We start from the raw sequence: 12,818 nt of genomic DNA on the forward strand, positions 1-12,818 counted from the left end.
TGGGTGCGGCAGGTGCGGGAGCCGGTGCGGTTCGCCGATGCGGTGGGGGTGTTGGACGCGGCCGGGGTGACGACGTTTGTGGAGTTGGGGCCGGACGGGGTGTTGTCGGCGATGGCGCGGCAGTCGTTGCCGGAGGGTGAGGGGGCTGGGCCGTATGCGCTGGCTCCGGTGCTGCGCAAGGACCGCTCTGAGGAGGTGACCGCGTTACTGGCGTTGGGGCATGCCTTCGTGCATGGCAGTTCCATCGATTGGGAGGCGGTTTTTCCCGGTGCGCGCAGGGTCGATCTGCCTACGTATGCTTTCCAGCGGCAGCGCTACTGGCTCGATGCCACCCGACCCGACGGTGGTGAAGCGCGGGCGACGGATGCCCGGTTCTGGGACTTGGTGGAGAGCGCGGACACCGAGCGTCTCGCCGACACCCTCGGTCTTGACGACGAGGAGGCACGTGGCTCGCTCACCACCGTGCTGCCCGCGATCACGTCGTGGTGGAACACGAGGCGCCTTCGCTCATCAACCGATTCCTGGCGTTACCAAGTGGTCTGGCGACAGATCCGGGAAAGACCGGAAAGTCGCCTGCGGGGAACCTGGCTTCTCCTCGTCCCGGCCGGTGAGACGGCGTGGGCGGACCCCGCGGAGCGCGCCCTGACCGCCCGTGGAGCGGATGTCGTCCGGATCGTCGTGACCGACGCGGACCGGGCGAAGCTGGCCGTCCATCTGAAGTCGGTGGAGAGGGTCGCGGGCCTGCTGTCCCTGGTGTCGGCGGCCGAGGAGACGCAGGCCATCGTGCCCTGGGCATACGAGGCCAACCTGGCACTGCTCCAGGCGATGGACGACGTGGGGCTCGTCGCCCCCCTCTGGTGCGTGACCAGGAACGCGGTCTCGACCGGTCCCGATGACGAGGCGCCGAATCCCGCCCAGGCACTGACCTGGGGCCTCGGTGCGATCGCGGCGGTCGAGAATCCCGCACAGTGGGGTGGTCTGGCCGACCTTCCCACGTCGGCGGAAGGACCCCACTGGGAACGCCTCACGGCCCTGATCGCCGAGGACGATCGTGAGATCGAGGTGGCCGTGCGAAGCTCCGGCCTGTACGCGCGGCGCCTGGTTCACGCGCCATTGCGGGAGCAGCCGGAACCGAGATCGTGGAACACCGACGGCACCGTCCTGATCACCGGTGGGACGGGTGCGCTTGGCGGTCACGTGGCGGCCTGGCTCGCAGGGAGAGGAGCCAGACATCTGCTCCTGGTCAGCAGGCGGGGTGAGGAGGCACCGGGCGCCGCCGAACTCCGGACACGGCTCGCCGACGCGGGAGCGCAGGTCACCTTCGCAGCGGTGGACGTCGGAGATCGGGACGCCCTCGCCCGTGTGGTTGCCTCGGTGTCGCCGGAGCACCCGCTGACCGCCGTAGTGCACACGGCCGCCACACTGGACGACGGCCTGATCTCCGCGCTCACCCCCGAGCGGCTCGAACACGCCCTGCGGGTCAAGGCCGACGGGGCCCGGCATCTGCACGAGCTGACCCGCGAGCTCGACCTGTCCGCCTTCGTACTGTTCTCCTCGGTCGCCGGTATCTGCGGCGTCGCCGGTCAGGGCAACTACGCGCCGGGCAACGCCTATCTCGACGCGCTCGCCGCACGACGCCGTGCCTCGGGCCTTCCTGCCACCTCGATCGCCTGGGGGCAGTGGGCGGGCGGCGGCATTGTCACCTCAGAGGCGGGCCGGACTCTGGCCAGACACGGTCTGCGCGGGCTTCCACCCGAACTCGCCGTCACGGCACTGGGCCAGGTGCTCGATCGTGACGAGACCCACGTCGTCATCGCCGACATTGACTGGAAGACCATGTTCCAGAGCCGTTCCCACCCCCTGGTGAGTGAGCTGCCGGAGATCGTCCAGCCCGGCCGAGAGACATCCGGCAGTGACACGGCGCACACAGGACAGGACGGATCCGACCTGGTACGGCAACTCGCGGGCCTGGCGGAGGCGGAGCAGTACCGAACTTTGCTGCGGCTGGTACAGGTCCAGGTGGCGGCGGTACAGAGCCGCCCGTCACCCGACACGGTCGAGGCCGACAGGAGATTCCGGGACCAGGGGTTCGATTCTCTGGCCGCTGTCGAGTTGCGCAACCGGCTCGGCGCCGCGACCGGACTGCGGTTGCCTCCCTCGATCGTGTTCGACCATCCCACCCCGGCGGCCCTGACCGGACACCTGCAGGCGGAACTCGTACCGCGCGCCGAGGCGACGACCACGACGATCACATCGGTCCTGGCGGGAATCGAGGCACTGGAGGCGACCCTCGCGGAAGCCTCGGTGAGCGACGCCGAACGAGAAGCGGCCGCAGCCCGGCTGCGAAGACTCGCCGCGACATGGGGTGACGCGACGCCGACGAACGCCGTCACGGACGAGTTGTCGTCGGCGAGCGACGACGAACTCGTCGAGTTCATCAGCAGAACGCTTGGAATCTCCTGAATCGCGGGCTTGAGAGGGACAGAGAAAAACGATGAGCGAGAACCAGATCAGGCATCTCCTCAAGCGGGTCACCGCCGAGCTGCACGAGACACGGCAGCGTCTCCAGCGCGTACAGGACGACCAGACAGAACCGATCGCGATCGTCGGGATGGCGTGCCGGTTCCCCGGAGGGGTGAGATCGCCGGAGGATCTGTGGCGGCTGGTCGCCGACGGTACCGACGCGATCGCTGAGTTCCCCGGCGACCGCGGCTGGGATGTGGAGGGGCTGTACGACCCCGATCCCGACCGGCCAGGCAAGACCTACACCCGCCACGGGGGATTCCTGGACGGCATCGCCGACTTCGACGCGGAGTTCTTCGGGATCTCGCCGCGTGAGGCGCTGGCGACCGACCCGCAGCAGCGGTTGCTCCTGGAGAGCGCCTGGGAGGCGTTCGAGCGTGCCGGAATCGACGTGTCGACCCTGAAGGGCAGCAGAACCGGGGTCTTCGCCGGTATGAACGGCCAGGACTACGCCGCCCGGCTTCCCGAGGTACCGGAGGCGGTTGACGGCTACCTCAGCATCGGCAACGCAGCGAGCGTGGCGTCGGGTCGGATCGCGTACTCGTTCGGGTTCGAGGGTCCTGCGGTCACGGTGGACACGGCGTGTTCGTCGTCGTTGGTGGCGTTGCACCTGGCGGTGCAGTCGCTGCGCTCGGGCGAGTCCGACCTGGCCCTCGCGGGCGGGGTGACGGTGATGACGTCGCCGATCGGTTTTGTCGAGTTTTCCCGCCAGCGCGGGCTGGCCCCGGACGGCCGGGTGAAGGCGTTCGCGCGGGCTGCGGACGGTACTGGTTGGGCGGAGGGTGTCGGTTTCCTGCTGGTGGAGCGTTTGTCGGACGCGCGTCGGTTGGGGCATCGGGTGTTGGCGGTGGTTCGGGGTTCGGCGGTGAATCAGGACGGGGCTTCGAACGGTTTGACCGCTCCGAATGGTCCGTCGCAGCAGCGGGTGATCCGGCAGGCGCTGGCGAGTGCGGGGTTGTCGGTGTCGGAGGTCGACCTGGTCGAGGCGCACGGTACCGGTACGACGTTGGGTGATCCGATTGAGGCGCAGGCGTTGTTGGCGACGTATGGGCGGGGTCGGCCGGTGGGGCGGCCGTTGTGGTTGGGGTCGTTGAAGTCGAATATCGGGCATACCCAGGCGGCGGCTGGGGTGGCTGGTGTGATCAAGGTGGTGCAGGCGATTCGGCATGGGGTGTTGCCGGCGACGTTGCATGTGGATGAGCCGTCGCCGTTTGTGGAGTGGTCGGCGGGTTCGGTGGAGTTGTTGGTCGAGGCGCGCGAGTGGCCGGTGTCGGGTGGTCCGCGTCGGGCGGGGGTGTCGGCGTTCGGGGTGAGCGGGACGAACGCTCACGTGATCATCGAGCAGGCTCCGGACGAGCCCGGCCCGGCTGGTTTGGTTCCGGCTGGCGTTGGGGGGAGCGAGGTCGATGCTGGGGTGGTTGGCGATGTCGCCGGGAGCGAGTTGGTGGCTGGTTCGGCGTCGGTTGGTGGGGTGGTGCCGTGGGTGGTGTCGGGGCGGTCGGTGGCGGGGTTGCGGGGTCAGGCGGGTCGGTTGGCGGGGTTTGTGGGCTCTGATCCGGGTCTGGGTGTGGGGGATGTGGGGTTTTCGTTGGCGCGTGGTCGGGGGGTGTTGGAGGAGCGTGCGGTGGTGGTGGGTGCTGGTCGGGGGGAGTTGGTAGCGGGGTTGGAGGCGTTGGCGTCGGGCGATTCGGTGGCGGGTGTGGTGTCGGGTCGGGCCGGTGGTGGGTTGGGGTTTTTGTTTACGGGTCAGGGGAGTCAGCGGGTGGGGATGGGCCGGGAGTTGTATGGGCGGTTTGGGGTGTTCGCGGCTGCTTTTGATGAGGTGGTCGCTGAGCTGGATCGTGAGTTGAGTGGGGTGTTGCAGGAGTGTGGGGTGGGGTCGGTTCGTGAGGTGGTGTTCGGCGAGGGGGGTGTGCTGGATCGGACGCTGCTGGATCGGACGGTGTTTGCTCAGGCGGGGTTGTTCGCTGTGCAGGTGGGGTTGTTTCGGTTGTTGGGGTCGTGGGGGGTTGTTCCGGATTTTGTGGTGGGTCATTCGGTGGGTGAGGTGTCGGCGGCGTATGTGGCGGGGGTGTGGTCGTTGGGGGATGCGGTGCGGGTGGTGGCGGCTCGGGGTCGGTTGATGCAGGCGTTGCCGGTGGGTGGGGCGATGGTGGCGATCGAGGCGAGTGAGCGGGAGGTGCTGGAGGCGCTGGCAGGGCTGGATTCTGCGGACATCGCGGCCCCCGCGAACTCTGCGGGGTCGGGTGGGGTTGGGGTCGCGGCGGTGAATGGTCCGTCGTCGGTGGTGGTGTCGGGGGATGAGGATCTGGTGTCGTCGGTGGTGGAGGGGTTTGTTGGTCGGGGGCGGCGGGTTCGGCGGTTGGTGGTGAGTCATGCGTTTCATTCGGCGCGGATGGAGCCGATGCTGGCTGATTTCCGGCGGGTGTTGGAGCGGGTGGTGTTCGCTGAGCCGCGGGTTGGGGTGGTGTCGGCGTTGTCGGGGCGGCTGGTGGTGGGTGGGGAGTTGGGGGAGGTGGATTACTGGGTGCGGCAGGTGCGGGAGCCGGTGCGGTTCGCCGATGCGGTGGGGGTGTTGGACGCGGCCGGGGTGACGACGTTTGTGGAGTTGGGGCCGGATGGGGTGTTGTCGGCGATGGCGCGGCAGTCGTTGCCGGAGGGTGAGGGGGCTGGGCCGTATGTGCTGGTTCCGGTGCTGCGCAAGGACCGCTCTGAGGAGGTGACCGCGTTACTGGCGTTGGGGCATGCCTTCGTGCATGGCAGTTCCATCGATTGGGAGGCGGTTTTTCCCGGTGCGCGCAGGGTCGATCTGCCTACGTATGCTTTCCAGCGGCAGCGCTACTGGCTCGAACCAGACCTGCGGGGAGCGGGAGACGCCACCGGACTGGGGCTCGGCGCGGCCGACCATCCGCTGCTGGGTGGCGCGATCGGGCTGGCGGACGCCGACGCCGTCGTTCTGACCGGGCGGCTGTCGCTGAAGTCGCACCCCTGGCTCGCCGACCACGCGGTCGCCGGGACGGTTCTGGTTCCCGGCACCGCCTTTGTCGAGCTCGCGATCCGGGCCGGTGACGAGGTCGGCCTCGACACCCTGGAAGAGCTGGTGATCGAGACCCCGCTCGTCCTCCCGGAAGGCGGTGCGGTGCATGTCCAGGTCTCCGTCGGAGCCCCTGACGGCGAGGGTGGCCGTGTCGTCGCCATCCACTCCCGTCCCGAGGACGCGCAGGGAGAGGCAGAGTGGACCAGGCACGCGGGTGGCCGCGTCGTTCCCGGCTCACGGAACGACGACTTCAGCCTGGCCGAGTGGCCTCCCGTCGACGCCACCGCCCTCGATGTCACGGACTTCTACCCGGCCCTGGCCGGAGCCGGTCTGGACTACGGTCCCGCGTTCCAGGGTGTGCGGGCCGCCTGGCGGCAGGGTGAGACGCTCCTGGCGGAGGTGTCGCTCGCGGACGGGGAACGGGAGGACGCCGCGCGTTTCGGGGTGCATCCCGCGCTGCTTGACGCCGCCCTGCACGTCGCGGCGCACGACACCCTGTCGGCCACCCCGGCCGGAGGCAACCGGCTGCCCTTCGCCTGGCAGGGGGTCCGCCTACACGCCTCGGGGGCGTCCGTGGTCCGGGTACGGCTCACCCCGATAGGGGCGGAGGAATGGACGATCCAGGTGACGGATGCCACGGGAGCACCCGTCGCGTCCGTCGAGAGGCTGCGTTCCCGCCTGATCGAGGCGGGCAGGTTGCGCGAGGCGCGGTCGGTCTCACGTGACTCGCTCTTCCAGGTCGGCTGGATCGAGCCGCCCGCCGTGGATCACGCCGACACCCCCGATGCCCATGACTTCTCTGATGTCGTCGTCATCTCCGGCACCGTCGACCCGGATCCTTCGGCAGGCGTCGCGCCCGTCGTTCATGAGGTGACGAACCGGGTGCTGGCCGAGCTGCGGCGATGGCTGGGAGAGGAACGCGCCGCCTCCGCTCGCGCGATCGTGGTCACGAGGAACGCGGTGTCGGTGTCCCGCAAGGAGACTGTCGATCCGCGTGCCGCCGCCGTATGGGGACTCGTACGCTCGGCCCAGTCGGAGCAGCCGGGGCGGATCGTCCTGATCGACGCCGATCGCGATCTCGGCGCGGAGGCCGTTCCTCTGCTGGCGGCAGGTGAGCCGCAACTGGCCGTTCGGGGAGAGCGGATCCTGGTGCCGCGCCTGGAACGGGTGACCGATCCTGAGGCCGAGGCCGTACCGCTGAACCCGGAGGGGACCGTACTCATCACCGGTGGTACGGGAGGACTCGGTGGTCTGCTCGCCCGGCATGTCGTGACCGAGCACGGCGCCCGGCACCTGATCCTCACCAGCCGCCGGGGTGCGTGGGCTCCCGGCGCGGCCGAGCTACGGGACGAGCTGGCCGGGCTTGGCGCCCGCGTCGACATCGTGGCGGGAGACGTGGCCGATCGCGCGTTCGTTGAGAGGGTTCTCGCGGCCATTCCCGCGGAACATCCGCTGACCGCGGTCGTGCACACCGCGGGCATCGTCGACGACGGCGTCATCGACTCGCTCACGCCGGAACGCGTCGACGCCGTACTGCGGCCCAAGGTCGACGCCGCCTGGAACCTGCACGAGCTCACCCGCGACCACGACCTGGCGTGGTTCGTGCTGTACTCCTCGGTCGCCGGAGTCCTGGGCAGCGCCGGGCAGGCGAGCTACGCGGCGGCCAACACGTTCCTCGACGCCCTCGCGGAGCACCGCAGGGGCGCCGGCCTGCCCGCGCTCTCCCTGGCCTGGGGGCTCTGGGAGCGGAGCACCGGCGTCACCGCGCACCTGACCGGCGTCGACCGGGCACGGGCCGCGCGCGGCGGAGTCAGGCCGCTGCCCACCGAGGAGGGACTGGAGCTGTTCGACGCCGCGCTGCGGCTGGGTCCCGCGGCCCTGGTACCCGCCGCGCTCGACCTGAACGCCGTGCGCGCGGCGGAGGAGATTCCGCCGCTACTGCGCGGTCTCGTCCGGCCTTCGCGCCGGGCCGCACGGTACGAGGCGGCGGGGTCGCCGCTCGCGCGGAGGCTGGCCGGGCTCACCGGCGAACAGCGAGACGAGCTCCTGCTCAACCTGGTGCGTACCGAGGCGGCGGCTGTCCTGGGCGCCGGCGCCGAGGCCGTGCAGGCCCGGCGCGCCTTCGGTGACCTCGGGCTCGACTCCCTGACGGCGGTCGAGTTGCGCAACCGGCTCAACACGGCGACAGGACTCAGGCTGCCCGCCACCCTGACCTTCGACCATCCCACGCCCTTCGCGCTCGCCGGCTACCTGCGGGGGGAACTCGAAGGCAGGGCCGGGAAGGAACCCGCCGTCCAGGCCGTTCCCGCCCCGGCGGCCGAGGACGCGATCGCGATCGTCGGGATGGCCTGCCGCCTGCCCGGCGGGGTCGGCTCCCCGGACGACCTGTGGCGGCTGGTCGCCTCGGGAGGTGACGCGATCTCGGAGTTCCCCTCCGACCGGGGCTGGGATCTGGAGGCGCTGTTCGACGCCGACCCCGCGCACCCCGGCACGTCGTACACCCGGCATGGCGGGTTCCTGCACGAGGCGGCCGACTTCGACGCGGAGTTCTTCGGGATCTCGCCGCGTGAGGCGTTGGCGACCGACCCGCAGCAGCGGCTGCTGCTGGAGACGGCCTGGGAGGCTTTCGAGGGGGCGGGCATCGACCCGGCCGTTCTGCGGGGTAGCAGAACCGGGGTCTTCACCGGTGTCATGTACCACGACTACGCCCCCCGGGTGGGGGAGGCGCCCGCCCCGCTGGAGGGATACCTGGCCAACGGCAACGCGGGCAGTGTGGCGTCGGGTCGGATCGCGTACTCGTTCGGGTTCGAGGGTCCTGCGGTCACGGTGGACACGGCGTGTTCGTCGTCGTTGGTGGCGTTGCATCTGGCGGTGCAGTCGCTGCGTTCAGGCGAGTCCGACCTGGCCCTCGCCGGTGGAGTCGCGGTGATGGCCTCGCCCGCCGTGTTCGTCGAGTTCTCCCGTCAGCGCGGCCTGGCCGCGGACGGTCGCTGCAAGGCGTACGCGGGGGCCGCGGACGGCACCGGCTGGGCCGAAGGCGTGACCCTGCTTCTCGTCGAGCGTCTGGCGGACGCCCGGCGCCTCGGCCACGAGGTGCTGGCAGTGGTACGCGGTACGGCGGTCAACCAGGACGGAGCCTCCAACGGTCTGACCGCCCCGAACGGTCCGTCACAACAGCGGGTCATCCGCCAGGCACTCGCCAACGCCCGGCTCACGCCCGCGGAGGTGGACGCCGTCGAAGGTCACGGTACCGGCACCACCCTGGGCGACCCGATCGAGGCACAGGCGCTCATCGCCGCGTACGGCCAGGACAGGCCCGGTGAGCGGCCGTTGTGGCTGGGCTCGCTGAAGTCGAACATCGGGCACACCCAGGCGGCGGCCGGAGCGGCAGGGATCATCAAGATGGTCCAGGCGATCCGCCACGGTGTCCTGCCCAGGACGCTGCACGTCGACGAACCCTCACCACACGTGGACTGGTCGGCCGGAGCGGTCGAGCTGCTCACCGAGGCGCGCGAATGGCCGGACACGGGCGCACCACGCCGGGCGGGGGTGTCGGCGTTCGGGGTGAGCGGCACCAACGCTCACGTGATCATCGAGCAGGCCCCGCGGGACGAGGCGGCACCCGCGCGGACCGAACAGGTATCACCGGGTGCGGTGACGCCCGCGCCGACCGAAGAGGTTCCGGTGGGTGATGTCACGCCCGTACAGGTGGGGCGAACTCCGTCGACCGAGGCGGCGCCCGCACGGGCGGAGCCGCACGGCGGTCCGCTTCCCTGGACGGTGTCGGGCAGGACTCCGGAGGCCCTGCACGCCCAGGCCGCTCGCCTGGCGGACCACATCGAAGGTCCGGACGACCCGGCCGGATCCGGCGCTCCGGCACCTGGGCAGACCGGTACTCCGGCGCTCGCGCCGGATCCGAGGGACGTCGGCCTCTCCCTCGCCACCACGCGATCGGCCTTCGAGCATCGCGCCGTCGTCATCGCGGACGACGGCGACGGCCTCGTGTCCGGCCTGCGCGCGCTGGCCGCCGGCACCTCCTCGCCGAAGGTCGTGCGCGGCGTCGCGGACGCCGGCGGCAAAGTGGTGTTCGTCTTTCCCGGCCAGGGGTCCCAGTGGACGGGCATGGCGGTCGAACTCCTCGACACCGCGCCGGTGTTCGCCCGACGGCTGGCGGACTGTGCAGAGGCGCTCTCGCCGTACGTGGACTGGTCACCGGCCGAGGTCCTGCGCGGCGTGCCGGGCGCGCCTGAGCAGGATCGGGTGGACGTGGTCCAGCCGTTGCTGTGGGCGGTGATGGTGTCGCTGGCCGCCCTCTGGGAGTCCTACGGTGTCCGGCCCGCCGCCGTTGTCGGGCACAGCCAGGGAGAGATCGCCGCGGCGTGCGTGGCGGGAGCCCTGTCGCTGGAGGACGCCGCGCGGGTCGTCGCACTCCGCAGCCGCGCCATCCTGGCCCTCGCCGGGAGCGGTGCCATGGCGTCGGTGGCGCTGCCGCCGGACGAGGTGGAGACAGGGATCTCGGGGTCGGCGGGTCGTGTCTCGGTGGCCGCCGTCAACGGCCCCACCCAGGTGGTGATCTCCGGCGACCCCGACGCGGTGACCGCACTCGTCGACGGCTACAAGGCGGAAGACGTACGGGCCCGGATCATCCCGGTGGACTACGCCTCCCACTCCGCACACGTCGAACGGATCCAGGCGGACGTGCGCGAAGCCCTCGCGTCCATCCGGCCACGCCCCGGCGACGTGCCGATCCTGTCGACCGTCACCGGAGACTGGATCGGCACGACGCCGATGGACGCGGACTACTGGTACACGAACCTGCGCGAGAGAGTCCGGTTCGAGGAGGCCACTCGCGTGCTGGCCGAGCAGGGGCACGATGTGTTCATCGAGATCAGCCCTCACCCGGTGCTGACCTCCGGAATCCAGGAGACCCTCGACGCCGTCGCGCCGGGCGCGGCTGTGGCGGGATCGCTGCGCCGAGAGCAGGGCGGCCTCGACCGGTTCCTCACCTCCCTGGCGGAGGTGTACGTCCGGGGTGTCCCGGTGGACTGGCGGGTGGCGTACCCGGGAGCCCGCCGGGTACCGCTGCCCACCTACTCCTTCCGCCGCCGTCGCTTCTGGCTCGACGCCGCGCCCGCCGGGGGCAGGCCGGTCCAGGAGACACCCGTGGTGGAACCGGCGACCCGGTCGATCACCACGCTGGCTGGAGCCGAACTCGACGAGGCCCTGGTGGAACTGGTCCGCACCGAGTCCGCCGTCGTCCTGGGACACGACGGCGCGAGCGCCATCGACCTCGGAAAGGCGTTCAGGGAACTCGGCCTCGACTCGCTGACGGCCGTCGACCTGCGTAACCGCCTCGGCGCGGCCACAGGACTGCAGCTGCCGGCCACGCTGGTCTTCGACTATCCGACGCCCGCCGCGATCGCCGGATACCTCAGGAACGAGCTGTCGTCGCCCGGGGAGGCCGTCCGGTTCCCCTCCGCCTCGGCGTCGCTCGACTACCTGGAGACGGTGTTCTCCTCCGGCACCGAGGACACCCCCGAGCACGCGGAACTCCTCACCAGGATGCGGGCACTGCTCGACCGGTGGGGGACGTCCGCGCCACCCACGGTCGCGGGCGTCGACCTCGACTCCGCGACCGACGAGGAGCTGTTCCGGCTTCTCGATCACGACATCGACTCCCTGTGACGCTGAGGAGCACATCTGCCATGGCCGACGAGAAGCTTCGCGAATACTTGAAGCGCGCGATCGCCGATGTCCAGAACCTGCGAGGCCGCCTCCACGAGGTCGAGTCGGGACTCAGGGAGCCGATCGCGATCGTGGGGATGGCCTGCCGCTTCCCCGGCGACGTGAACTCGCCGCAGGATCTGTGGGACCTGGTCGTCGAGGGCAGGGATGCGGTGTCGGAGTTCCCGTCCGACCGGGGCTGGGACCTGGAGAACCTGTTCGACCCCGACCCGGACCATCACGGTACGTCGTACACCCGGCACGGCGGTTTCCTGAGCGACGTCGCGGGTTTCGACGCGGAGTTCTTCGGGATCTCGCCGCGTGAGGCGTTGGCGACCGACCCGCAGCAGCGACTGCTCCTGGAGAGCGCCTGGGAGGCGTTCGAGCACGCCGGAATCGACCCGGCCCCGCTCCGGGGCAGCCGTACGGCGGTGTTCGCGGGACTCGCGGGCGGAGACTACGGGGCCGGTTCCGACACACCCGAGGAGCTGGAAGGTCACCTGGGCATCGGCACGCTGCGCAGTGTGGCGTCGGGCCGGATCGCGTACTCGTTCGGGTTCGAGGGTCCTGCGGTCACGGTGGACACGGCGTGTTCGTCGTCGTTGGTGGCGTTGCACCTGGCGGTGCAGTCGCTGCGCTCGGGCGAGTCCGACCTGGCACTGGCCGGAGGCGTCTCGGTGATGGCCTCGCCACAGGGGTTCGTGGAATTCTCCCGCCAGCGCGGCCTGTCGGTGGACGGCCGATGCAAGGCATTCGCCCGCGCGGCCGACGGTACCAGTTGGGCGGAGGGTGTCGGTTTCCTGCTGGTGGAGCGTTTGTCGGACGCGCGTCGGTTGGGGCATCGGGTGTTGGCGGTGGTTCGGGGTTCGGCGGTGAATCAGGACGGGGCTTCGAACGGTCTGACCGCTCCGAATGGTCCGTCGCAGCAGCGGGTGATCCGGCAGGCGCTGGCGAGCGCTCGGTTGTCCCCGGTGGATGTGGATCTGGTGGAGGCGCATGGGACGGGGACGAGGTTGGGTGATCCGATCGAGGCACAGGCGATCATCGCGACGTATGGGCAGGGTCGGCCGGTGGGGCGGCCGTTGTGGCTGGGGTCGTTGAAGTCGAACATCGGGCACGCGCAGGCGGCTGCCGGGGTCGGGGGTGTGATCAAACTCGTCCAGGCGATTCGGCATGGGGTGTTGCCGGCGACGTTGCATGTGGATGAGCCGTCGCCGTTTGTGGAGTGGTCGGCGGGTTCGGTGGAGTTGTTGGTCGAGGCGCGCGAGTGGCCGGTGTCGGGTGGTCCGCGTCGGGCGGGGGTGTCGGCGTTCGGGGTGAGCGGGACCAATGCCCACGTGATCATCGAGCAGGCTCCGGAGGAGTCTGTTCAGGGTGATGCCGAAGAGGTGGGGGCGGCTCCGCGGGGGACCGGTAGTGGAACGGTCGTTTCTCCGGTTGGTGGGGTGGTGCCGTGGGTGGTGTCGGGGCGGTCGGTGGCGGGGTTGCGGGGTCAGGCGGGTCGGTTGGCGGGGTTTGTGGGCTCTGATCCGGG

3 protein-coding genes are annotated in these 12,818 nt (G+C 70.5%); all 3 read left to right on the plus strand.

Features of this window, described 5'->3' with window-relative positions; all coding sequences use genetic code 11:
• On the plus strand, positions 1-2,463 hold a 2,463-nt coding region (locus ABT352_RS40440; protein ID WP_350950374.1), incomplete at its 5' end, for an SDR family NAD(P)-dependent oxidoreductase.
• Between the two features lie 31 nt (positions 2,464-2,494).
• The gene (locus ABT352_RS40445; RefSeq protein ID WP_350950375.1) at positions 2,495-11,245 is read left to right on the plus strand and encodes a type I polyketide synthase; all 8,751 of its coding nucleotides are present in this window, start codon (positions 2,495-2,497) and stop codon (positions 11,243-11,245) included.
• A 20-nt stretch (positions 11,246-11,265) separates the two neighbouring features.
• The coding region (locus tag ABT352_RS40450; protein ID WP_350950376.1) for a type I polyketide synthase at positions 11,266-12,818 on the plus strand (1,553 nt) is incomplete at its 3' end.

The organism is Streptosporangium sp. NPDC000563, assembly GCF_040299985.1.
Lineage (GTDB): Bacteria > Actinomycetota > Actinomycetes > Streptosporangiales > Streptosporangiaceae > Streptosporangium.